The organism is Streptomyces chlorus (genome assembly GCF_042655885.1).
Classification (GTDB): domain Bacteria; phylum Actinomycetota; class Actinomycetes; order Streptomycetales; family Streptomycetaceae; genus Streptomyces; species Streptomyces chlorus.
This window is the reverse complement of the sequence record NZ_JBHSOA010000009.1, coordinates 358,755-383,191: the sequence shown is the minus strand read 5'-3', so window position 1 is coordinate 383,191 and position 24,437 is coordinate 358,755. Positions and strand designations below refer to the sequence as shown.

At 71.6% G+C, this 24,437-nt stretch carries 15 protein-coding genes; 6 read left to right on the top strand and 9 right to left on the bottom strand.

The window, feature by feature from the left end; genetic code table 11:
* Positions 1-51: 51 nt before the first annotated feature.
* The 4 genes from ACFPZI_RS06170 to ACFPZI_RS06155 form a co-directional block, all read right to left on the bottom strand.
* A complete protein-coding gene (locus tag ACFPZI_RS06170) occupies positions 52-1,935 on the bottom strand; it encodes a serine/threonine-protein kinase (protein ID WP_381359193.1) in 1,884 nt (627 codons plus the stop codon).
* Between the two features lie 168 nt (positions 1,936-2,103).
* The gene (locus ACFPZI_RS06165; protein ID WP_381359190.1) at positions 2,104-4,971 is read right to left on the bottom strand and encodes a protein kinase; all 2,868 of its coding nucleotides are present in this window, start codon (positions 4,969-4,971) and stop codon (positions 2,104-2,106) included.
* Positions 4,972-5,124: 153 nt separating this feature from the next.
* A complete protein-coding gene (locus tag ACFPZI_RS06160) occupies positions 5,125-7,230 on the bottom strand; it encodes a serine/threonine-protein kinase (RefSeq protein WP_381359187.1) in 2,106 nt (701 codons plus the stop codon).
* A 406-nt stretch (positions 7,231-7,636) separates the two neighbouring features.
* Positions 7,637-9,343, bottom strand: coding sequence for a glycerol-3-phosphate dehydrogenase/oxidase (locus tag ACFPZI_RS06155; RefSeq protein ID WP_381359184.1), 1,707 nt, complete (start codon positions 9,341-9,343; stop codon positions 7,637-7,639).
* A gap of 271 nt (positions 9,344-9,614) precedes the next feature.
* Here ACFPZI_RS06155 and ACFPZI_RS06150 point away from each other — a divergent pair, with 271 nt between their 5' ends.
* Positions 9,615-10,823 (top strand): nucleotide sugar dehydrogenase, encoded by a 1,209-nt coding sequence (locus tag ACFPZI_RS06150; protein ID WP_381359183.1) that lies wholly within the window; start codon positions 9,615-9,617, stop codon positions 10,821-10,823.
* A 196-nt stretch (positions 10,824-11,019) separates the two neighbouring features.
* Here ACFPZI_RS06150 and ACFPZI_RS06145 read toward each other — a convergent pair whose 3' ends face one another.
* From ACFPZI_RS06145 to ACFPZI_RS06130, 4 genes are all read right to left on the bottom strand, one after another.
* A complete protein-coding gene (locus tag ACFPZI_RS06145; protein WP_381359180.1) occupies positions 11,020-12,144 on the bottom strand; it encodes a GuaB3 family IMP dehydrogenase-related protein in 1,125 nt (374 codons plus the stop codon).
* A 203-nt stretch (positions 12,145-12,347) separates the two neighbouring features.
* Positions 12,348-13,856 carry an IMP dehydrogenase gene (gene guaB / locus ACFPZI_RS06140; RefSeq protein WP_381359177.1) on the bottom strand — a complete coding sequence of 503 codons (1,509 nt, stop codon included), beginning with the start codon at positions 13,854-13,856 and terminating at the stop codon, positions 12,348-12,350.
* 175 nt (positions 13,857-14,031) lie between these two features.
* Entirely contained in the window at positions 14,032-14,619 is a 588-nt protein-coding gene (locus tag ACFPZI_RS06135; protein ID WP_381359175.1) for a sigma-70 family RNA polymerase sigma factor, read from the bottom strand.
* Positions 14,620-15,117: 498 nt separating this feature from the next.
* A complete protein-coding gene (locus ACFPZI_RS06130) occupies positions 15,118-15,729 on the bottom strand; it encodes a response regulator transcription factor (RefSeq protein WP_003948568.1) in 612 nt (203 codons plus the stop codon).
* A gap of 380 nt (positions 15,730-16,109) precedes the next feature.
* On the opposite strand from ACFPZI_RS06130, the gene ACFPZI_RS06125 reads away from it, so the two are divergent.
* Positions 16,110-16,502, top strand: a complete 393-nt coding sequence (locus ACFPZI_RS06125) for a WhiB family transcriptional regulator (protein ID WP_381359172.1) — start codon at positions 16,110-16,112, stop codon at positions 16,500-16,502.
* Positions 16,503-16,686: 184 nt separating this feature from the next.
* On the opposite strand, the gene ACFPZI_RS06120 is transcribed toward ACFPZI_RS06125, so the two are convergent.
* On the bottom strand, positions 16,687-17,583 hold the full coding sequence (locus tag ACFPZI_RS06120; protein ID WP_381211282.1) for a LysR family transcriptional regulator: 897 nt from the start codon (positions 17,581-17,583) through the stop codon (positions 16,687-16,689).
* Positions 17,584-17,664: 81 nt separating this feature from the next.
* Between ACFPZI_RS06120 and ACFPZI_RS06115 the strand changes: the two genes are divergently transcribed.
* The 4 genes from ACFPZI_RS06115 to pglW all read left to right on the top strand — a co-directional run bounded on the left by ACFPZI_RS06115 (position 17,665) and on the right by pglW (position 24,328).
* Positions 17,665-18,381 (top strand): MOSC domain-containing protein, encoded by a 717-nt coding sequence (locus tag ACFPZI_RS06115; protein ID WP_381359169.1) that lies wholly within the window; start codon positions 17,665-17,667, stop codon positions 18,379-18,381.
* A 211-nt stretch (positions 18,382-18,592) separates the two neighbouring features.
* Entirely contained in the window at positions 18,593-18,718 is a 126-nt protein-coding gene (locus tag ACFPZI_RS06110) for a hypothetical protein (RefSeq protein WP_381359166.1), read from the top strand.
* A gap of 82 nt (positions 18,719-18,800) precedes the next feature.
* On the top strand, positions 18,801-19,574 hold the full coding sequence (locus ACFPZI_RS06105) for an SDR family NAD(P)-dependent oxidoreductase (RefSeq protein WP_381359164.1): 774 nt from the start codon (positions 18,801-18,803) through the stop codon (positions 19,572-19,574).
* Positions 19,575-19,864: 290 nt separating this feature from the next.
* On the top strand, positions 19,865-24,328 hold the full coding sequence (pglW, locus tag ACFPZI_RS06100; RefSeq protein WP_381359162.1) for a BREX system serine/threonine kinase PglW: 4,464 nt from the start codon (positions 19,865-19,867) through the stop codon (positions 24,326-24,328).
* Positions 24,329-24,437 lie beyond the last annotated feature (109 nt).

Below are 24,437 nucleotides of genomic sequence, written 5' to 3'. Positions count from 1 at the left end.
CCGCCGTCGCGGAACCGGACAGTTGGCTTCCCCGGGGGACCAGGGCCTGTCCTAACGGGGTTCCCGCCACCCCTGCAGGACCGTTTCGAACTGCTTGCTCGTCGTGGCCCAGTCCTCCGCCGGGGACGCCATGTAGATCGCGTACTCGACTCCGTCACGGGAGATGTACATCTGATCGACGGCCTGGTAAGGCCCTGGGAACTCCGTGTCCTTCGCCAGCGCGGTCCAGGTGTACTCCAGCCGCGCGCTCTCGCGGTCGCGGTAGACGCGGCGTTCCAGACCCACCTGCCGGTAGTCGACCAGCCGCTGCCCTATCTGCTGGTCCAGATCGCTCAGGTGCTCGTACGGGTCGTCGAAGTCGGGGGAGTCGTCGGCGGCGACACGGATGAAGCTCCTGCCGCCATCGGGCGTGTAGTCGACCTGGCGCGTCTCCTCGTCGAAGACGACCCGCTCCCAGTCGTCGCCGGGCAGGGCGATGCTGAAGCCGAACGGATCGTCGCGGCGCACCCAGCCCGCCGGAAGCCCACCCGTCTGTTCGCTGTCGTCCGCACCGGTCTGCTCGCTGTCGTCCGCACCGGTCTGCTCGGGCGTGGGCGTCGGCGTCGGCTTGTCGAAGGGCGACGCCGAGCTGCTGCTGTCCGGGGTCTTGCCGTCGTCCCCTTGTATGAGCAGCATCGCGGTCCCTCCACCGACGAGCGCGGCCAGGACCACGACCAGGGCGATCAGACGCCCGCGCCCGAGCTGCCGCGGCCCGGCGGCGGTGACGCCTCCGGAAGGCGGCTGGGCGGCCGTGGCACCGGACGGCAGACCAGAAGTCCCACCGGTTCCACCGGGCGCACCGGGCGCACCGGGCGCACCGGGGGCACCGGGGGCACCGGGGGCACCCAGGGTGCCAGTCGCGCCGGGCGCAGGTCCGGTCCCCGTGCCGGCCGCCGGTGGAAAGTACGACGGCGGCACGGCACCCGTACCGGCACCGGCACCGGCACCCACCCCTGGCTCGTACGCCGTCGATCCCGACGGCGACGGCGACGGCGCCTGCGCCTGCGATGCCGGTGCCGGTGCCGACGGCATCCGGGTGTCGTCGGCCTGCGTCATCACGTACATCTGCGCCGAGGCGGGCCGCCGCCCCTCCGCCGCCTCGGCGAGCATCTGCTCGGCCGCCGCCGCGTCGGGCCGCGTGGCCGGATCCTTGCGCAGGAGTGCGTTGATGACGGGCGCGAGCGGGCCGGCGTACGACGGCTCGTCGGCCTCCTCCTCCACGACCGCCTGCATGGTGGTCAGCGGAGACGTGCGGCGGAACGGCGATCTGCCCTCCACCGCCGTGTACAGCGTCGCGCCGAGCGCCCAGAGGTCCGAGGCGGGACCGGGATCCAGGCCGCGGATCCGCTCGGGTGCCAGGTAGTCGACCGAGCCGACGACCTCTCCGGTACGGGTGATCGCCGTGTCGCCCTCGATCTGCGCGATGCCGAAGTCGGTGAGCAGCACGCGTCCGTCGCTGCCGAGGAGCACGTTGCCCGGCTTGACGTCGCGGTGCACCACCCCGGCGGCGTGCGCGGCGCGCAGCGCGCGCAGCACCCACAGGCCGATACGGGCCGCCTCACGGGGCTCGACGCGCTCCCGCTCCTTGACGGCGTCGGCGAGCGAATGGCCTTCGACCAGCTCCATGACGATCCACGGCCGGCCGTCGTGCTCCAGCACGTCGTGCACGGTGACGACCGCGGAGTGGTTGATCCGTGCCGCCGCGCGTGCCTCGGCGCGGGTACGCGCCAGCATCATGGCCTGGTCCCCGTCGGAGACGTAGAGCGCGGCGGTCAACTCCTTGATGGCCACGGACCGGTGCAGCACCTCATCATGCGCACGCCACACCCGGCCCATGCCACCGCTGCCGATGGCATCGACCAGTCGGTAGCGGCCCGCGACGAGCAGGCCCTGCATCTGATTCACCTTGCCCCGCAATGGTCTTGACAAGGTCAGATTAGGTTTACGAGGTCCGGCCTGGGAACAGCGGGCGGGCCATGGAAACCGCACTGTGATGGTTGCCACTGCGGGAAACGCGCGGCGGCAGATGCGACAGCGGCGACTGCTGAGACGTACGACGCCGGGTCAGCCGGTGAACCGGTAGGTCGCCGAGGCCTGCTCGAACAGCCGGGTCACCTCGTCACGTTCACCTTCCGGGCCGCGCACCTGCAACACGTGGTACCGGCCGTCGATCAGCGCCGCGAGGTTGCGGATGTACAGCTCGCCCCCGTCGCCGGTCCAGGTGAACTGGCCCTCCGCCATGGCCCGTCCGCCCACCTCGATGGTCTTCAGACCGGTGGAGGTGGCCCAGCTGGAGTCGCGGTACGGCTGGAGCTCGCGCTCGTCGTCCCGCTGATAGGCCATCGGGTCGTCTCCGTACTGCGAGGCGCTGTCCCGGCCGGGTACGACGATCAGCTCGAAGTCGCCGCTGGAGTAGAGAACCTGACCGCTGCCGTTCTTTCCGGTGCGCTGCCAGCCCTCCGCCACGGCGACGCGGAAGTCCTCCGGGTCCTCGCGCAGGGTGAAGCCCTTGGGGACGCCGGGATCGTCGGGGCCGGTGGTCTGCGTCTCGTCGGCCGTGCCGGACTCCCCGGTACCGCCCTCCGGACTCTTCGGATCCTCCGGCTCCGCCGAGGAGTCACCGGATCCCGGCGCGCCGCCCGCCCCCTGCGACGGAGACGCCTCGCCGGCCGCGCCGGTGCGGTCGGCCGCCCCCGCGCCCCCGGACTCCTCGCCGGCCTTCGGCATGAACATCACGGCGTACGCGATCGCCGCGGCCATGGCGAGCAGCACCAGCAGGAGCAGGGTGCGGCCCAGCCGGCGCGGGGACCCCGACTCCTGCTTGGCCCGCTTGTGCCGTCCGTGGTGCGCGGGCAGTCCGGCGCGGCGCCTGCGCACCAGCTCGCCCCGGCGACGCACGACCGGCAGCCGGCCGGTGTCGACCGGCGGTGCCGCTATGACGTGCACGCCGGCTTCCGGCTCGGGCGCCGACCGCACCAGCGAACGCAGCCAGCCGCGCAGCTCCTCGAAGCCGAGCCGCTCGGTGGGATCCTGGCGCAGAAGCGACTCCACGACCGGCCTGAGCGGCCCGCACTCCTCGGCGAACGCGGCGGGCTCGGCGCACACCATCTGCACCAGCTCGGCCGTCGACTCCTCCGGGTAGGGCGCGTGTCCCTGTACGGCCCGGAACAGAAGCGCGCCCAGCGCCCACAGGTCGGTCGCGGGGCCGATGGGCGCGGCCAGCTGCCAGTTCTCGTGCACGGGCCCGGCCTGCTCCGGCGCCCACCGCTCCGTCACGGGGCCGACGACGGCCATCCGCGCCTGTCGTGCCCGCTCGGCGGCCAACGCGGTGGTGGGGCCCCGGCGCGCGGGTGTGTGGGCCGCCGACTCGCCCCAACGGGCGGTCGGGGTGGTCCCGCCGGGCGGTGCAGCCCCGGCGGGGCCGGTCACGCCGGTCGCGGGGCTGAGCGCGGGTGCCGGCGCAAACCCGCCGGGCGGCAGGGCGGCACGCCCGTGCTCGTCGGTCCCGCTGAGGCCCCTGCCACTCCCGTTCCCGTTCCCACCACCGCTGCCACTGCCACTGCCACCGGGCAACTGCGGTCTGTCGGTGCCCGGTTCTGCGGCGGGAGCGCTGCGGGGCATGGCGCCGTGCCAGCCGGTGGCCTCCACCCCGTACGGGTCGGCTATCAGCCCCGGCGGGACCGCACCGGTTCCGCTCCCGCCCGGAGTGCCCGACGAACCATTGGTGTGCGGTGCGAGGGCGGCCGGGTCGCCGTCCCCGGTGGCGGGAGCGGCGCCGGGCAGGGCGGTTCGGCCCGACCGCTGCGCCTCCTGCACCCGGGCAGCGGCACGGGCACCCGCCCGGTACGCGGCGATCGCTCCCGCGCGGGCAGCCCTTACGTCCCCGGCGCTGTCGATGGCCCGCGGGGCCGCCGCGGCAGAGGCCCCACTGCCCGGGTCCACCGCCCCGCCCCCAGGCAGCCGGCCGGCCCGCGCCTCGATGGCGGCCCGCCGCGCGGCATCAGGATGCGATGCGGAGCCGGAGCCGGGGCCATGGGCGGGACCGGTACCGAGACCGTGTGCGGGACCAGAACCGTGTGCGGGGTCAGGGCCGGGGTCGGCGGTGAAGCCGGGCGGCCACGAGGGAGTGCGGCCCGGTGCCTGTGCCGGAATACCGGTTCCCGTGGGTGCCACGGGTCCCAGGGCCTCGGCTGTCGCGCCCGCGCCCGCCCCCGGCACCGCCGGGTTCGGAACAGCCGTACGCTGAGCAGCCGTACCCGGAACAGCCGTACTCGGAGAGGCGGTTTCCGGAAGGAACGTGTCAGGGGCGGGCACCGGGTCGTACCCGCACAGCGCCTCTTCCGCCGCGCCGACCGCGAGACCGGTCAGCATCACACGGCCGTCGTCGCAGACCAGCACCGTGCGCGTGGTGATGTTCCGGTGCACCCAGCCGTGGCCGTGCAGTACCCGCACGGCCATCAGAACGTCGGCGGCGACCTCGGCCGCCCGGTACGGGGTCAGCGGCTGCTCGGCCAGCAGCGCCGCCAGCGACCGGGCGGACACCAGTTCGCTGACGATCCAGAGGGAACCACCCTCCGCGAACACGTCGAAGACCTGGTCCAGCCGCGGATGGTCGGGGATGGCCGCCGCGGCCTGCGCGGCCTCGACCGCTCGCCGTACCACGGGGTCGGTGGGCCGCCGCGTGCCCGCGCGGTCGGCCGTACGCCCAACGGCCCGGCGGGCGTTTCCGTCCCGCGCCGTGAAACCGTCGGGCAGCCCCTCCGCGTCGAGTACCTCGGCCTCGACGACCTCCGGCAACGGCACCTGTCTGACGAGGACTTCCTGCCCGCTGTAGGTGTCGAAGGCACGGGTCTCGGTCAGTTCGTACTCGTCGGAGGGCGGCAACGGCAGGCGGTAGCGGTCGGCGAGAACCCGCCCCGCGTATTCGTCCACTGCGCCTCCCCCGGCATGATGGTCGGTCAGGTCCACTCGCCCAGCGTCCTGTTCCGGCTGCGTACGGTCCGCGAACACTCACGATACGTGCCGGAGGCAGCCCGGAGAGAGGGGATGCCACATCTCACTTTCCCATCAGGCAACCGCTCATGCTCAGGACTTGGGCTCAAAGGACCGCGTCAGCGCCTGCCAGGTCTCCTCACGCTGCTCACCGCCCCAGTCGTCGGCCTTCGCCGTGTACATCAGCGCGTACCCGACCCGGCCGTCCACGACGAACCCCCGGTCGATGGTCCGGTACTTCGTACCGCCGTCCACATAGGTGAACTCCCAGTCGGCGGTGTTCCACCCCCGGTAGTCCACCGCCTCTATTCGGACCCTCTTGTACTGCGAACGCACCATGCCGCGTTCCTGGTTCTCCCAGTCGGCCACCGGGTCGCCCTTCGGCGTGGACGTCCAGGCGACGAGCAGCTTCTGCCCGTCGGGCCCGGTGAACCGGTCACCGGCGCCGTCCGTCGACTGGTGCGTCCAGCCCTCGGGCAGCCCGAGCGTGTACCCCTGGTTCCCGTTGTGCGTCTTCGCCACCGAGGTGTCCCCGTCGCCCCCGGCCGAGTCGTCCGACTCGCTGTCCCCCGACCCTGCGTCGTCGTCGGTGTCGCCGGATCCCGTGCCCGTGCCCGCGCCCGCGCCCGTGCCCGTGCCCGTGTCCTCCGGTTCGGCTGCCTCACCGTCGGTCTGGGAGCCGTCGTCCTCACCGGCCCCGGAGCCATCGGCCTTCTTGGTGTCGGCGCCGGGCGCCTGGCCGGAGGCAACCTGCTCCGCACCGCCCTTCGCCCCCGCGCCACCCTCGTCGTCATCGCCGCCGAGCGTCAGGGCGAGCACGGTACCGAGCACGGCGAGCACCACGACCACCGCGATGGCGACCAACGTCCGCCGCGGCACCACATCGGTGAGTGACGCCTTCGGCGCGGGCCGCGCCGGCAGGTCCGGCGGCGTCATCACGGGCCACCCCGAATCCCTGGCACCCGACGCCGAGTTCGGCGCCGGACCGGAAGCCGGCCAGGAAGCCGAGCCAGGTACCGAACCGGACCCACGGGCCGCAGCCGGGCCACCCGGCCGCACCCCGCTCCCGGCCCCGGTTCCAGCCCGAGCCGTCGCCGCCGTCGTCGCCGGGGCGGCCTTGCCGGCCGTCGAACCGGCGGCGCCACTGCCGGACTTGGCGCGCGTCGCAGCCACGGAACCGGCCGCCCCCGCCGCCACCGCGGCCTTCCGCACGGAACGCATCGCGCCGCGCAGCTTCTCCCCGGCCTCCTCGCCGCCCCGCCTGCCCTTGCCACGTCCACCGGGCTGCTCGGGCAGCGGCACGACCTTCGTCGCGTCCGCCGGTTCCCACTCGGCACCCTTGGTCTCGGGCGCGTTGATCACCGCGTTCAGCATGGCCCGCGAGCCGGCGTCGTCGAGCCGCTGGGCCGGGTCCTTGGCGAGCAGCCCGTAGATGACGTCCCTGAGCGGTCCCGCGTTCGTGGGCTCCTCGAGCGGCTCGGTCATCACCGCCGTGAGCGTCGCGATCGCGGACCCCTTGTCGTACGGCGGCGTGCCCTCCACCGCCGCGTACAGCAGCCCGCCGAGCGACCACAGGTCGGCCGCCGGCCCCGGCTTGTGCCCGCGGGCCCGCTCCGGAGAGATGTACGAGGGGGCACCGACCAGCATGCCGGTCGACGTGATGGACGGGTCGCCCTCGACCTGGGCGATACCGAAGTCGGTGAGCACGACCCGGCCGTCCTCGGCGATGAGCACGTTCGACGGCTTCACATCACGGTGCAGGATGCCCTCGCGGTGCGCGGAACGCAGCACGTCGAGCACCGCGAGCCCGACCTCGGCGGCACGCCGGGGCTCCAGCAGACCGTCCTCCCGGATGGCCTCGGCGAGCGACTTGCCCTCGACGAGTTCCATCACGATCCAGGGCCGGTCGTCCTCCTGGACCACGTCGAAGACCGTCACGGCATTGTTGTTACGGATCCGCGCGATCGCCTTGGCCTCGCGCAGCGTCCGTGTGATCAGCCGCCGTTTCTCCTCCTCGTCGATGCTCGAGGGGAACCGAAGCTCCTTGACGGCGACGGTCCGCCCCAAGGTTTCGTCCTCGGCGCGCCACACCGTCCCCATGCCGCCGCGGCCGAGCACATCTCCCAGCCGGTACCGCCCGGCGAGCAGACGTGCGCTCTCGTCCTGACGGGTTGTCCCCGCCCGCTCCGGCTCCGACATGCGTCCCCTCATGCAACCCGGCCTGACAGAGCCTTCATTGTCCCTCACCCGACAAGTGCTCAGCGCCCAGGGTGCCCCTGGGCGTACCCCGCGCCCGGTGCGCCCTGGACCCGGGTGAAGGACGTGTTCCGCGTGCCCGCGTGATGCCCCGCCGGCAAGAGGGGAACCGGATGCCACCGCTCAGGACGCTCTTGACCATCGCTGTGTCCATGGCCTTGCTCTCCCTGGCGCCGCCGGTCTCCTCGGCTCTGCCGGCCCCTCCCTCGGACGCACTCCTCCCGCTGCTGGTCACACAGGGTGGAGCCCCGGCGGCCCTGCCGGCCGTGGAGGAATCCGGTCCGGGTCGTGCCCCGCCGGCGGGGCACGACCCGGATTCCCTCTGCGCCGATGGGCCGGCGGCACCGCCCTACAGCGGAACGATGTCCGGAGCCCCCAGCCGGGCCGCGTCCGCCGTCAGGTCGTCCGGCTGCCGCTGCGACTCCCGTTCGGCCTCCACCCGCTTCTCGTAGTGCTGCACCTCGCGCTCGATCCGGTCCTTGTCCCAGCCCAGCACCGGCGCCATCAGCTCGGCGGCCTCCCGGGCACTGCGCGTTCCCCGGTCGAACGTCTCGATCGAAATGCGGGTGCGCCGGGTCAGCACGTCGTCCAGATGCCGTGCCCCCTCGTGCGAGGCGGCATAGGTGATCTCGGCGCGCAGGTAGTCGTCGGCCGCCTGCAGCGGTTCGCCCAGCGAGGAGTCGCCGGCGACGAGTTCCAGGACCTCTTCGGCCAGTGACCCGTACCGGTTCAGCAGGTGCTCGACCCGCACCACGTGCAGTCCGGTGCGTGCGGCTGTCCGCGCCCGTGCGTTCCACAGCGCCCGGTAGCCTTCGGCTCCGACCAGCGGTGTGTCCTCGGTGACGCAGGCGGCGACCCGTACATCGAGCCCGTGCACGGCCTCGTCCACCGCGTCCTTGGCCATCACCCGGTACGTCGTGTACTTGCCGCCCGCGACCACCACAAGTCCGGGTACGGGATGGGCCACGGTGTGCTCCCGCGACAGCTTGCTGGTGGCATCGGACTCACCGGCGAGCAGCGGCCGGAGGCCGGCGTACACGCCTTGGACGTCATCCCTCGTGAGCGGGACCGCGAGCACCGAGTTCACGTGTTCCAGCAGATAGTCGATGTCCGCGCTGGACGCGGCCGGGTGCGCCTTGTCGAGGTCCCAGCCGGTGTCCGTGGTCCCGACGATCCAGTGCCGGCCCCACGGGATGACGAACAGGACGGATTTTTCCGTGCGCAGGATGAGCCCGGTGGTGGAGTGGATGCGGTCCTTGGGGACGACCAGGTGGATGCCCTTGGAGGCCCGTACGTGGAACTGGCCCCGCTCGCCCACCATCGCCTGGGTGTCGTCGGTCCACACCCCGGTGGCGTTGACGATCTGTTTGGCGCGGACTTCGTACTCCCCGCCGCCCTCGACGTCCCGCACCCGGGCGCCGACGACCCGTTCACCCTCGCGCAGGAATCCGGTCACCCGCGCACGGTTGGCGGCCCTCGCGCCGTACGCCGCCGCGGTGCGCACCAGGGTCGCCACGAACCGGGCGTCGTCCATCTGGGCGTCGTAGTACTGCAACGCCCCGACCAGGGCGTCCTTCTTCAGACACGGTGCCACGCGCAGCGCGTGACGGCGGCTCAGGTGCCGGTGCACGGGCAGCCCCCGCCCGTGTCCGGGAGCCATCGACATGGCGTCGTAGAGTCCGACGCCCGCCCCGGCGTACAGCCGCTCCCAGCCCTTGTGCTGCAGCGGGTAGAGGAACGGCACCGGTTTCACCAGGTGCGGGGCGAGCTTCTCCAGCAGCAGACCACGTTCCTTCAACGCCTCTCGCACGAGGGCGAAGTCGAGCATCTCCAGGTAGCGCAGGCCGCCGTGTATCAGTTTGCTGGATCGGCTGGACGTGCCCGATGCCCAGTCACGTGCCTCGACCAGCCCTGTGGACAGGCCGCGTGTCACGGCGTCCAGCGCGGTGCCCGCACCGACCACTCCGCCGCCCACCACCAGCACGTCCAGTTCACGCTCCGCCATGGATGCGAGTGACTCGGCGCGCTCCGCCGGCCCCAGTGTTGCTGTCCTCACCGCTGCCTCCCGCTCATCGGTCGCATCGGCCGCACCCGTCGGGCGAAGCCCGGTCCCCCTCCCTCATGCCCAGATTCTCGCCGGGATGCCCGCATCCAGCCACCACACCCCCCAGCCTGTGGACAACTCTCGCCGCGACTCAGCGAAACTCGGCCGCCCAATACAGCAAATCGGTCATATTTACTCCTAGTCTGACATTGCGCTCGCCCGTTCTGTCCACAGGGCTTGCGCGCCTGTCCCGCTTCGGTTACTGGGAAGGACGGCCCACGCCATGCCCGCAGATCTCGCCGTCATCGGACTCGGCCCGTACGGCCTGCCCCTGGCCCAGGCCGCCGTCGCCGCCGGCATCCCCACCATCGGCTACCGGACCGGCCCGGAGACCTCCTCCCTCAGCCCCGCCGAGCTGCGCCGCATGGTCGCGCAGGGGTTTCGCGCGATCACCGGCCCCGCCGAGCTCGGCCGGGTACGTACCGCGGTCATCTGCGCGCCGGTCCCGCGCGGCGCGGAAGGCGGGCTGGATCTCGGCCAGGTGAAAGCGGCAGCCCACACCCTGGCCGCACGGTTGCGCCCGCACACCACGGTGATCCTCGAGTCCCCGGTACCCCCCGGAACGACCGAGGAACTCCTTTGCCCCCTGCTCGAATCCGGATCCGGCCTCCGCGCGGGCCATGACTTCCACCTCGCCTACTCCCCCAGCCGCGTCGACCCCGGCAACCGCGACTTCACCCCCGCCAACACGCCGAAGGTCATCGGCGGGCTCACCCCTGCCTGCACCGAGTCGGCCGCCGCGTTCTACGGGAGGCTCAGCGACAAGGTCGTCCGCGCGCGCGGCCCACGGGAAGCGGAGACCGTGCAGTTGCTGGAGACCAATTTCCGGCACGTCAACACCGCCCTCGTCAACGAGATGGCCGTGCTCTGCCACGACCTGGGCGTCGACCTGTGGGACGTCATCCGCTGCGCGGAGACCAAGCCCTTCGGCTTCCACTCCTTCCGCCCCGGCCCCGGCGTCGGCGGCCATGCCGTCGCACAGGACCTGACCGCCCACACGGGCCGCACCCTGCGGATGGCGGAACTCGCCCAGCAGGTCAACGGCCGGATGCCCCACTACGTCGTACAGCGCGCCGCCGCACTCCTCAACGAGCACGGCAAGTCGGCCCGCGGCGCACGCGTGCTCCTCCTCGGCGTCACCTACAAGGCCGACCTCGCCGATCAGCAGGGCAGCCCCGCGCGGGAGATCGCGATGCGGCTGATGGAGCTGGGCGCCTCCGTCAGCTACCACGACCCGCACGTCCCGTCCTGGAGCGTGCTCGACCGTCCCCTCCCCCGCGCGGACTCCCTGTACGAGGCCGCCGCCGACGCCGACCTGACGATCCTGCTCCAGCAGCACCGCACGTACGACCTCCAGGGCCTGTCCGTGAAGGCCCAGCTGCTGCTGGACACGCGCGGGGCCACCCCGACGGGGGCGGCGCACCGGTTGTGAAAAGGGGCGCCGCCCCCGTCGGGGTGGCCCCGCGACTCACCGTGCTCCAGGGGCTGGTGGTGGGCGGCGCCCCGCGCCCCCACCACCACGGCACCGCCCTCACGGACACGCGACGGGGCCCGGCCATCCCCACGCGGATGGCCGGGCCCCGTCATCGCCTCAAGGGCGTCGCGCTCCGGGCGAGCGCGGCGTCACGTCATCGCCGGTGCTGCGAGTCCGCCACCGTCACCTCGACGCGCTGGAACTCCTTCAGCTCGCTGTAGCCGGTGGTGGCCATGGCGCGTCGCAGGGCGCCGAAGAGGTTCATCGAGCCGTCGGGCGTGTGCGACGGGCCGGTGAGGATCTCCTCGATGGTGCCGACGGTGCCGAGGTCGACCTTCATGCCACGCGGCAGCTCCTCGTTCACCGCCTCCATGCCCCAGTGGTTGCCCTTGCCCGGACCGTCGGTGGCACGCGCGAGCGGGGAGCCCATCATCACCGCGTCGGCGCCGCAGGCGATCGCCTTGGGCAGGTCGCCCGACCAGCCGACGCCGCCGTCCGCGATCACGTGCACGTACCGGCCGCCGGACTCGTCCATGTAGTCACGGCGGGCGGCGGCCACGTCCGCGACCGCGGTGGCCATGGGGACCTGGATACCGAGCACATTGCGGGTGGTGTGCGCGGCGCCGCCGCCGAAGCCCACCAGGACGCCGGCCGCACCGGTACGCATCAGGTGCAGGGCCGCGGTGTAGGTGGCGCAGCCGCCGACGATCACCGGGACGTCGAGTTCGTAGATGAACTGCTTCAGGTTGAGCGGCTCGTGCGAGCCGGAGACGTGCTCCGCGGAGACGGTCGTGCCGCGGATCACGAAGATGTCCACGCCGGCGTCGACGACGGCCTTGGAGAACTGCGCGGTGCGCTGCGGGGAGAGCGCGGCCGCGGTGACCACACCCGAGTCGCGCACCTCCTTGATGCGCTGCCCGATCAGCTCCTCCTTGATAGGAGCCGCGTAGATCTCCTGGAAGCGGCGCGTGGCCGTCTCGGCGTCCAGTTCGGCGATCTCGTCGAGCAGCGGCTGCGGGTCCTCGTACCGCGTCCACAGTCCTTCGAGGTTCAGCACGCCGAGGCCGCCGAGCTCACCGATGCGGATCGCCGTGGCCGGCGAGACGACCGAGTCCATGGGTGCGGCCAGGAAGGGCAGCTCAAAGCGGTAGGCGTCGATCTGCCAGGCGATCGAGACCTCCTTCGGGTCCCGCGTACGGCGGCTGGGGACGACGGCGATGTCGTCGAAGGCGTATGCCCGGCGGCCGCGCTTGCCTCGCCCGATCTCGATCTCAGTCACGTCTGTGGCCTTTCCCTGATGCGTTGCAGCACTTTCCAGTATCCCCGACGGCCACGCCCCGCAGCGCCCCGGACGCACGGCGAGGGCGGGCCCGGGCCTCTCCCGGGCCCGCCCTCGGACGACCGTCACGCGCGTGTGCGTCCCGTCGTACGGCCGACACGCGCGTGCGCGTGGGGCGGGTTGCTACGGGTGCGGCCGTCGCGTCAGCGCTTGTTGCTGTAGTTGGGTGCTTCGACGGTCATCTGGATGTCGTGCGGGTGGCTCTCCTTGAGTCCCGCGGAGGTGATCCGCACGAAGCGGCCGTTCGCCTGCAGGTCGGGCACGGTCTGGCCGCCGACGTAGAACATCGACTGTCGCAGGCCTCCGATCAGCTGGTGGACCACCGAGGAGAGCGGGCCGCGGTAGGGCACCTGGCCCTCGATGCCCTCGGGGACGAGCTGCTCGTCGGAGGCGACGCCCTCCTGGAAGTATCGGTCCTTGGAGAACGACTTGCGGTCGCCGCGGGTCTGCATCGCGCCGAGCGACCCCATGCCGCGGTACGACTTGAACTGCTTGCCGTTGATGAACAGCAGCTCGCCCGGAGACTCCTCGCAGCCCGCGAGCAGCGACCCCAGCATCACCGTGTCGGCGCCCGCGACCAGGGCCTTGGCGATGTCGCCGGAGTACTGCAGGCCGCCGTCGCCGATGACCGGGACGCCGGCGTCCTTGGCGGCGAGCGCGGCTTCGTAGATCGCGGTGACCTGCGGCACTCCCACACCGGCGACGACGCGCGTGGTGCAGATGGAGCCGGGGCCGACGCCGACCTTGATGCCGTCGCAGCCCGCGTCGACCAGTGCCTTCGCGCCGTCGCGCGTGGCGACATTGCCGCCGATGACGTCGACGCCGGCGGAGTTCGATTTGATCTTGGCGACCATGTCGCTGACGAGGCGGGAGTGGCCGTGCGCGGTGTCGACGACGATGAAGTCGGCGCCCGCCTCGATCAGCGCCTGGGCGCGCTCGAAGGCGTCGCCGGCGACGCCGACCGCGGCACCGACCAGCAGCCGGCCCTCGCCGTCCTTGGCGGCGAGCGGGTACTGCTCGGCCTTGACGAAGTCCTTGACCGTGATCAGGCCCTTGAGGACGCCGTGGTCGTCGACCAGCGGAAGCTTCTCGATCTTGTGGCGGCGCAGCAGCTGCATGGCGTCCGCGCCGGAGATGCCGACCTTGCCGGTGACCAGCGGCATCGGCGTCATGACCTCGCGCACCTGCTGGGAGCGGTCCGTCTCGAAGGTCATGTCACGGTTGGTGACTATGCCGAGGAGCTTCTTGTTGCCGTCGGTGACCGGGACGCCGCTGATGCGGAACTTGGCGCACAGGGCGTCGGCCTCGGCGATGGTGGCGTCCGGGTGGATGGTGATCGGGTCGGTGACCATGCCGGACTCGGAGCGCTTCACCAGGTCGACCTGGTTCGCCTGGTCCTCGATGGACAGGTTGCGGTGCAGGACACCGACGCCGCCCTGGCGGGCCATCGCGATCGCCATGCGCGATTCGGTCACCTTGTCCATGGCGGCGGACAGCAGCGGGATGTTGACCCGCACATTCCTGGAGACGTGCGAGGCGGTGTCGATCTCGTCGGGCGCCATGTCCGACGGGCCCGGCAGCAGCAGCACGTCGTCGTAGGTCAGCCCGAGTGTCGCGAATTTACCGGGCACTCCGTCGACGTTCGCAGTCATGACACCTTCCCCAAATGGCCTTGATCGGTGCGGATGTCCATGCTAACGGGAAGGAGAGGTGTCTCATTCCACGGTTTCGCAAGGCTCCGGTATTCGTATGTTCGTACGGAATCGGCCGGGCGGCCGTTCATTGCCCAAGGGGCGACCGGGCGGCGGATGGTTTCCGCAGCGGTGGTTACTGCTCCGCCAGGGCGCGCAGTCGGCTCAGGGCGCGGTGCTGGGCGACCCGGACGGCACCGGGTGACATTCCCAACATCTGGCCGGTCTCCTCCGCCGTGAGGCCCACGGCGATCCGCAGCAGAAGCAGCTCGCGCTGGTTCTCGGGCAGGTTGGCCATCAGCTTCTTGGCCCATTCGGCGTCGCTGCTGAGCAGGGCGCGCTCCTCCGGGCCGAGGGAGTCGTCGGGACGCTCGGGCATCTCGTCGGAGGGCACGGCGGTCAGACCGGGGTGACGCATCGCGGCGCGCTGCAGGTCGGCCACCTTGTGTGCGGCGATGGCGAAGACGAACGCCTCGAAGGGGCGGCCGGTGTCCTTGTAGCGGGGCAGCGCGAGGAGCACCGCTACGCAGACCTCCTGGGCGAGGTCCTCGACGAAGTGCCGGGCGTCGCCCGGGAGCCGGGACAGACGGGTGCGGCAGTACCGCAGTGCCAGGGGGTGGACATGGGCGAGCAGATCGTGCGTGGCCTGCTCGTCCCCGTCGACGGCGTGGTGGACGAGCGCGCCGATCGCCCCTTGGGCAGTGCCCGCCTCGTCGTCGCGCATCGGTCCATGGTGCCTTGCGTGCGCCGGCTCCGCGGCACCCCGTCCGTCGTTGTGCACCGAAGCGTTATGAGCAGGTGCGCCGGAACTCATTCCCTGCACCCTCCTCTTCCGCTCGACCGACTTGTCCCCAAGGAACTCCACACCTCAAGGATGCGTCATCCGCGGCGAAACAGGCACAGGGCACCCGGCCACCGGCTTCGACACCCTGGTACACCGGGCATTTCACGTACGTGCCGGCGAGGTGCGCGCGGACGACCTCAGGACCTGTCGTCCGGATCGGTCCGAGGCCGTCCAGCGGGGTATGCGCCCTGCCGGACCACGGGCCGCGTCCGGATGGGCGACGGCAGCCCGCGCCGGAGGCATCGCCCGTCTCCGACGCGCTCCCGCAAGGGCGCGGTCCGGGCAGGTGCGGTCCGGGCAGGTTCATCCGCGCGCCCTCACCCGCCGGCCACCGCTCGATGCCGTACACCGAAGCCGGTCCGATCCGAAGGACAGGCCCTAGCGCACCAGGCCCCACCGGAATCCGAGCGCCACCGCGTGGGCCCGGTCCGACGCTCCGAGCTTCTTGAAGAGCCGCCGGGCATGTGTCTTGACGGTGTCCTCGGAGAGGAACAGCTCCCGGCCGATCTCGGCGTTGGAGCGGCCGTGGCTCATGCCTTCGAGGACCTGGATCTCACGCGCGGTGAGCGTGGGCGCGGCGCCCATCTCCGCCGAGCGCAGCCGCCGCGGGGCGAGCCGCCAGGTCGGGTCGGCGAGGGCCTGGGTGACCGTCGCACGCAGCTCCGCGCGGGAGGCGTCCTTGTGCAGATAGCCCCGGGCGCCGGCGGCCACCGCGAGCGCCACGCCGTCGAGGTCCTCGGCGACGGTGAGCATGATGATCCGCGCGCCGGGGTCGGCGGACAGCAGCCGCCGGACGGTCTCGACACCCCCCAGGCCGGGCATGCGCACGTCCATCAGAATGAGGTCCGAGCGGTCGGCTCCCCAGCGGCGGAGGACTTCCTCGCCGTTGGCGGCCGTCGTCACGCGCTCGACGCCGGGCACGGTCGCGACCGCGCGGCGAAGCGCCTCTCGGGCAAGCGGGGAGTCGTCACAGACGAGGACGGAAGTCATGACCGCCCTCCGCAGCTGATGCGCGTCACCTTGAGCCTCCAGGCTGGTACGAAATCGTCACCTGTGCGGTCGACCGCTTCGGACACCCGCCCGAGCGCTTATTCCTTCAACCGCCTCGCACTCTCAACGACGGTCACTCGAAAGAGTTACGGGGTCGTCTGCCGTCTTCGGCACTCTACGTGAGGGGACGGACACGATGCAGACACGCGCGGCGGACCCTCGAACTTTCATCACAACCCATGCCTCGTTTGGCCCCTTTTCTTCCCATTTGCTGGTGTCTGAGGATAGATTCGCAATGAGTCATATTTTCATCTCCTTTGATCTTAGTTGTACGGTCGTGGACACCGGGTCCGCCCAGAACGGCTACAAGGGGTCACGTAATGGCAGATTTCTCCCGCCTTCCAGGACCGAACGCGGATCTGTGGGACTGGCAGCTCCTGGCCGCGTGCCGCGGGGTGGACAGCTCGCTCTTCTTCCACCCCGAGGGCGAGCGCGGTGCGGCACGAAGCGCTCGCGAGAACTCGGCCAAAGAGGTCTGCATGAGGTGCCCGGTGCGCGCCGAGTGCGCCGCCCACGCACTGGCCGTACGCGAGCCGTACGGCGTGTGGGGCGGACTGACCGAGGACGAGCGCGAAGAACTGATGGGCCGGGCGCGCCACCGACTGGTGTCGGCACCGGCACCGGCACCGGGTTCACCGCCGGCATCGGCGGCGTCGACGCCGGTCCCGGCGTCGGCCACGACGTTCGGCGAGCACGCCACCTCGAACAACTGAAGGAACGTTTCTTCACATCGGGCACACACGTGTGCCCTTCGCTTTTCGCGGGGGCGCCCGGCCGTCCCTGTCCCCACGGGGCGACGGCGGGGAGGAAACAGCGACCGGACCGAACCGTAGAGGGGACGGGACGGGACGCGAGGGTGTCGGCCGCCCGTAAGTGCCGGGTCCCGGCTGGCCTCGGCTAACGGCCGCCCGCGCGCGCCAGCTGGTCGAGTGTCGCGCCGACCGCGGGCACCTGGGCGAGGTCGGGAAGGGTCAGGGCCACGATCTCCCGCCGCACCGCGGGCTCCAGCGCGACAGTGCGCACACCCCTGGGCCGTACGGACTCGATGGCCAGCTGAGGCAGGACGGCCACCCCGAGCCCCGCGCCGACCAGGCCGGCCACAGCGGGGTAGTCGTCGGTCGCGAAGTCGATGCGGGGGGTGAAACCGGCCGTCTCGCACACTTCGACCAGCTGCCCCCGACAGCGCGGACAGCCGGCGATCCACGGCTCCTCGGCGAGTTCCCCTATGGCCAGGGACTCCACGTGCGCCAGCGGGTGCCGCTCGGGCAGGAGCCCCACGAGCCGGTCCGTGAGGAGCGGCCGCACGACGAGGTCGTCCCACTCCTCCGCGCCCGCCGCCCCTTCGTAGCGGAAGGCGAGGGCCACGTCGCAGTCGCCCTCCCGCAGCATCTCGACGGACCGGGGCGGCTCGGCCTCCTCCAGGGAGACACGGGTGCCCGGGTGGGCGTCACGGAGCGCGGCGAGAGCTGTCGGGACAAGCGTCGAACTGCCGCTGGGAAAGGACACGAGCCGTACCCGACCCGCCCGCAGTCCGGCGATGGCGGCGACCTCCTCCTCGGCGGCTGTCAGCCCGGCGAGGATGCCGGCGGCATGGCGCACCAGCGCGTCCCCGGCCTGCGTCATGCGCATCTCTCGTCCGGTGCGGACGAGCAGCGGCGTGCCGACGGACGCCTCCAGTGCCTTCATCTGCTGACTGACGGCAGGCTGGGTGCAGCCCAGTTCCCTGGCCGCCGCGGAGAACGAACCGGTGGTGGCCACGGCGCGCAGTACTCGGAGATGACGGGCCTCGATCACGCCCCAAGGATAAGCCGCCCTTTGACGCGGCACTGAATATCGCTTCGACGCTTTGATTCTGCATCGTTTACGTTGCGTCTCATGAAGCTTCTGTCTGTGAACCTGGGTCGTCCCGAGGCCGTGCCGTACACGGACCAACCCGAGGGGGTGACCGGCATCGACAAGCAGCCGGTGGACGGACCGGTGCGGGTGGCGGCGCCGGGACCGAAGGGGTTCGGCGCGAGCGGACTGGCCGGGGACGCGGTGTGCGAGACGCGGCACCATGGGGGCAATGACCAGGCGGTGTACGCGATGGCCCGCGAGGACCTTGACGAGTGGGAAGGCGTGCTGGGGCGCACGCTGCCGAACGGCTCGTTCGGGGAGAACCTCACCACGGAGGGGATCGACCTGTCCGGCGCCTTGATCGGTGAACGGTGGGCCATCGGGGCCGAGGTGATGCTGGAGGTCACCTCCGGCCGCATTCCCTGCCGCACCTTCCAGGGCCATCTGGGTGAGAAGGGCTGGGTGAAGCGGTTCACGCAGCGGGGCGCGCCGGGTGCGTATCTGCGGGTGGTCCGGCCCGGTGAGATCCGGGCGGGCGACGCGATACGGATCGCGCACCGGCCGGATCACGAGGTGACGGTCGCTCTGCAGTTCCGGGCGGTGACGACCGAGCAGACTCTGCTGCCGCTGCTGCTGGCCGCGGGCGACGCTCTCCACCCGGAGCCACTGGCGAGGGCACGGAAGTACAAGGAGAAGTACGAGGAGAACCTCGGGGTGAAGCCCGGGGAGAAGTCCGGTGCGGTCCAGGGCTCCTGACGGGCGGTCACCGCTCACCGGACACGACTGCCGGGCCGTCCCATGAGCACCGAGCCCCTGCTCCCGGTCGGCCGGCCAGTCGGCGAAAGACGGGCGGGCACCCCGCCTCGGGGTAATTCCCTGTTGCCGGGAGAGGGTTGGATCAGGGTACGAGGGCTTCTGGCAGCAGCGGTTCGGCGGCGACGACGACGATTCCTTCGACGTACAGGAGTTGCGGACCGTCCGGCAGCTGCGGACGTCACCGGAGTTGCCGACCGCGCTCACCGAGCCGGAGCTGCCCGACGGTGACGAGGCGGTACGGAGGCGGGGGCGGGTGGAGGGGCGGGTGCGGGAGTGACTGACCCGGCCGGGCTTCGGTGCGCCGGTCGGGACGGTGACGCCGACCGGACGCCCCGACTCCGGGTAACTAGTCTTGCACCATGACAACCGCTCTGATTACGGGATCGACGGCCGGGATCGGTGCCGCGTTCGCACGGCGACTGGCGGCCGACGGGCATGACCTGGTGCTGGTGGCCCGCGACATCGGCAGGCTCCGGGAGCAGGCGACCGAGCTCCACGACCGTCACGGCATCGAGGCGGAGGTGCTGTCGGCCGACCTGTCCGAGGACAAGGGCATCGAGACGGTGGCCGAGCGGCTGGGAGATCGTAAGAACCCCGTCGACCTGCTGATCAACAACGCGGGCTTCGGCAACAAGGGCCGGTACCTCGAAGTCTCCATGGCGGACGAGCTGAGGATGCTCAAGGTGCACTGCGAGGCGGTGCTTCGGCTGACGACGGCGGCGGCGGAGGCGATGCGGAAGCGCGGGCGCGGGGGCGTCGTGAACGTCGCCTCGACCGCGGCGTTCCTGCCGCGCGGGACCTACGGGGCGTCCAAGGCGTGGGTCGTTCAGTTCACCCAGGGCGCGGCGCAGGACCTGGCGGGCAACGGTGTACGGCTGATGGCGCTGTGCCCCGGCTTCGTACGCACCGAGTTCCATGAGCGGGCGGGGATGGGGACGGACAACATCCCGAACTGGATGTGGCTGGACGCGGACAAGGTGGCGGAGGCAGCCCTCACGGACCTGGCCCGCGGCAAGTCGGTGTCGATCCCGGACCCGCGGTACAAGGCGTTGATGGGAGCGGCGAAGCTGGTGCCGCGCGGTGTGCTGGGCGGAGTCTCCTCGCGGACGGGGCGGAAGTACGGGCCGCAGTAGCGAACCGCCACGGCCGACCGGACAGCCATGGCCGACCGGGCCGCTGCGGCCTGTGCTGGTGACAGGGGTAGGAGCAGGAGCAGTGACCCTGGCAGTGACAGCGACCCTGGCAGTACGACTGTCCAGGGCTGAGGGCGGGGCCGGCAGGGCTGAGGACTCCGGAGCCGACGGAGCTGTGAGCCACGTTCGAAGGCGGCCTCGGTCCAAAGGCAGGGCAACGCACATCCCCTGTCGGAGGCGGCGACTAGGATTCTGGGCGTGTCTTCAGGGGAGAATCGGCACGCCGCGGCGTGGCTGACCCCGCTTCCGCCGCCGTCTCCCGGAGGCGTTCGGTGTCCGCTGTCCCGAAACCGGCTGCTCCCGCTCCTCGTGAGCGCTGGTTCCAGCCGCGGCGATCGGGCTTCCGGTGGGAGCAGGAGGGGCTGGACCACGTTCGCGGTCTGATGCCGCGGACCGAGCCCTACCGGGCGTGGGCGACGTTTCAGTTCACCGCGGCGTCCGGCAGGACCAACGAGTGCGATGTGCTGATCGCCGTGCCCGGCGGCCTGTACCTGCTGGAGCTGAAGGGGCACCCCGGCCGGGTCGTGAACCACGGTGACACCTGGCAGTTCCACGGCGACCGGGTCCGCACCCTGCGCAATCCTCTCCATCTGACCGATCTGAAGGCCAAGGAGCTGAAGGGGCAGTTGGAGCGCGCCGCCCGGACGCTCGGTCTGTCTCCCCGGGACGTCCCGTTCATCAAGCCGGCCGTTTTCCTCCACGACCCTGCTCTGGTGAGCGCGCTGGACGAGTTCCAGCGCACGTCCGTCTTCGGCCGCAACGACGGCGCGAGCGGCCTGCCGAAGATCTTGGACGACCTGCTGGGCCGTCCGCCGGAGCGGGAGAGCTGGCGCGTCACTCCGGTGATCAGCGAGCGCCTGGAACGGCTGATGCAGAAGATCGGCATCAGCCACTCCACCGCGCACCTGCGTTTCGGGGACGACTGGAAGCTCGAGCCCCGGGCGCTCGACGCGGGCCCCGGCTGGGAGGACCGGCTGGCGGTGCGCGACGACGGGCTGGTCCAGGAGAGCGGCCGTGTCCGTATATACCTGTCCGGTGCCGCCGCGTCCGACGAGCAGCGCGCGAAGGTGGACCGTGCGGCCCGTCGCGAGTACCAGGTGTTGCAGGGCATCAACCATCGCGGCATCGTGCAGGCGGCGCAGATCCGTGAGCATCAGGGCGGTCCGGCGATCCTCTTCCGGCACCGCGAGTCTGATCTCCGGCTGGACGCCTACCTCGATGCGTACGGCGGGCAGCTCGCACCTGCTCAGCGGTTGGACCTGGTGCGTCAGCTCGCCGAAGCGGTGCGTTACGCGCACAACCGTTCCCTGTACCACCGGGCGCTGTCCGCCCGGTCGGTGTATGTCTCGGCGCGTGAGGACGGCAGTGAGCCCGTCCTGCGGATCGCCGACTGGCAGACGGCGGCGCGCGACTTCGAGACGACGATGCACCGCTCGCTCGGTGACACTCCGCTGGACGGGGGGCTGATCGCGGACACCGCACAGGTCTATCTGGCGCCGGAGACGGACCAGGAGTTCGCCGATCCGGTCGACCTGGACGTCTTCGGTCTCGGTTCGCTCAGTTATCTGCTGCTCACGGGACGTTCCCCGGCGGACCGGCGCAGCGCCATGCTGGAGCGGCTGCAGAGCGACAAGGGCCTGCATCCGTACGCCGTCTCCGATTCCGTTTCGACTGCTCTCGACACTCTCGTCTTCCGGGCCACGGCCGCCGATGTGAGGGACCGTCCGGCGTCGGTCGACGAGTTCCTGGAGCTGCTGGCGGCGGCCGAGGCGGACGCGGCGGCGCCGCAGTCCACGGGCGGCCCGGCCGTCGAGCCCCTCACGGTGCAGCCGGGGCAGCCGCTGGACGGCACCTGGACGGTGGCGCGGGTGCTCGGCACCGGCGCCACGGCTCGCGCGCTCCTGGTCCGCCGTACCTCCGCCGAGGACGGCGAGGATTCCCTCCGTGTGTTCAAGGTGGCCCTGGACCAGGAGAAGGAAGCCCGCCTGCACGCGGAGGCGAAGGCGCTGAAGGAGGTGGGCGGCGGGCGCATCGTGAAGCTGCTCGCCGAGCCGCGCGAGCTGGCCGGTCACACGGTCCTGGAGATCGAGTACGCGGGCGGCTTCCGCGGCGGGGACGACCGGGAGCCGGTAAGTCTCGGATCGCGGCTCCGCGACCAGGGCCCGCTGGGGTACGACCAGTTGGAGCGGTTCGGCAACGACCTGTTCGACGCTCTCGACGCCCTCGCCGCGCGCGGGGTGCGGCACCGGGACGTCAAGCCGGACAACCTCGGTCTGTTCAAGCGCAGCGACGGCTCCTGGCAGTTGATGCTGTTCGACTTCTCGCTGGCCGACGCCCCGGACCAGGATGTGCACGCGGGCACGCGCGGGTATCTCGATCCGTTCCTCGGCGGGGCGGGCCGTTCGCGTTACGACGATCACGCCGAGTGGTACGCCGCCGCGGTCACCCTGCACGAGATGGCCTCCGGGGAGCGGCCCGTGTGGGGGGACGGGCAGGGCGATCCGCGACTGGTCGCGGACGCGGAGCTGCACGTGTCGGCCGAGTTGTTCCCGCAGGCCCTGAGCGAGGGGCTGAAGGGGTTCTTCGAGCGGGCGCTGCACCGGGACGTGGAGCAGCGGTACGACAGTCTGCGGCAGGTGCAGGAGGCGTGGCGGCAGGTTTTCCGCAGGGCGGACGCGGCACCTCCCGCGACGACTCCGGCCACGATCGGTATCGGCGCGGAGGACCTGGAGGACGCCCGTGAGCAGGCGGCCGAGGCAGCCGGGCTGAAGACGCCTCTCGCGGCGGCGGGCTTGTCTCCCCGGGCCGTGCCGGTCGCCGAGGGTCTCAAGGCCCATACCGTCGAGCAGCTCCTGGACATCCCGCCGCACTACATCTCCCGGGCCCGCGGTGCCGGCAACGCGATCCGCAAGGAGCTGAACCGCCGCCACCGCCAGTGGACGCAGGCACTGCGCCGGCGGCCCGCCGCGAAGAAGCCCGCGGAGATCCTGCCCGATGCGCAGGAGGAGGTGCTGGAGTCGGTCGACACGCTGGCCGCGCGCCTCACGCTTCCGGCGGGCAAGCGCCGCACACGTCCCCGTCCGGACGTGGTCCGTGCCACCTTGCAGCTTCCGGGGGTGCTGGAGGCCGGGGAGGCGATGGAGCCGTGGCCGGCACAGAGCCTGATCGCGAAGGCCCTGGGCATCAGCCAGCCGACCGTTTCGCAGAGCCAGCAGGCGGCGATCGCGGCATGGGCCGAGCTGCCGTGGCTGGCCAGGGTGCGGGACGAGCTGGTGGCGATCCTGACCGACCGGGACCGGGTGTGCACGGCCGAGGAGTTGGCGTCGGAGCTGCGGGTCCGGCACGGCGCAGGCACAGGTGATCCGGCCGAGGCACAGGCCAAGGCGCTGGCCGTGGTACGGGCCGCGGTCGAGGCGGAGATCCGCAAGCGGGACGAGGAGCAGTCCGGCGCCGAGTCCGCCGACGGGTCCGAGCCCCCGGCGCGGTTCGCCGTGCAGCGTCGTGGCGGCCGGGTCGTCATCGCGTTGGAGGACCAGCCTGGCGCCGACGATCCGACGCCCGCCGAGCTCGCCGACTATGCGGCCCTTCTGGGCGAACAGGCCGCCGACCTGGCCGGGCGCGACCCGTTGCCCGGCCGCGCCACCGTGCTGAGGGAGCTGCGTTCCCTACCGGCACCCGAAGGCATGGCGCCGCTCGCCGACACCCGGCTGGTGGAGCTGGCCGCGTCGATGGCGGGTGGTGTGGCCTTCTCCCCCCGGCTGGAACTGTTCCCGCTCTCCCTCGGCCTGGCCCGCGCCCTGCGCATCTCGCAGGCACCGGCGGGTGTCCGCCCCGAGACCGGTATCACGACATCGGACCTGCTCTCCCGGGTCCGTGCGCGGTTCCCCGGTCTCACCGTGCTGGACGAGACGACGTACGTGGAGCTGGCGGAGGCTCTGACGGAGTCGGGGTTCCCCCTGGTGCACGACCAGGAGCGGCGCCGTTTCTTCCCCAAGGAGCAGCAGGGTCCGGGCAGCCGGCTGGGGCTGTCCTCCTCGGTCCTGACGAGTACCGGTTCGCTCTACGCCGCCGCGCAGGGCCGTATCGCCGAGGGCAGGGATCCGCGTGAGGTGTTGTCCGCGCGGCTGGGTGAGGCCCGTCGCCGGGGTGGTTTCGTGGCCCTGACCTTGAAGGGTGCCGAGCTGCCGGGGACCGCGCAGGCGTTGGCGGAGCGGTTCGAGGTGACCGGTGTCCCGTTGAACACCCTGTTCCTGGACGCGCTGAAAGAGCTGGCCGAGGAGCAGTCCGTGCGCTGGCAGGCCCTGTTGAAGGCGGACGCCAAGTTCACGGTGACCGGTCTGCTGGGCGCGGCGCTCGCCTCGTACACGCGGTCGGCGGCCGAACGGGTCCGGCGGCGGGTGGTGGACCTCGCGGAACGCTCGGGTCCGCGCACGGTCCTGCTCGCCCACGAGGCCGGTCTGATCGCCCGCTACTGGGAGGCGGGCGGCCGCGAACTCCTGGCCTCTCTCCAGCAGGCGGCCAGGCGGCCGGCCGACGTCCCGCACGGCCTGTGGCTGCTGCTGCCGGTGGAGGACCCGCGCGCCACACCCGTACTGGACGGCCGCACCGTGGAGGTGGTGGACCGGGCCAGCGAATGGGAAGTGCTGGACAGCCTCTTCGTGAAGGGCCTGCGGCCCGCACCACCGGTGCCCTGACGGAACGACACCCGTACGGCTTGTTCCGATACCTGATTGCGCGATTTTTCTTGCCAACCCCCTCCACCGGCGATTCACTTGCACAAAACCCGGTGAAACTAGCTGCGGG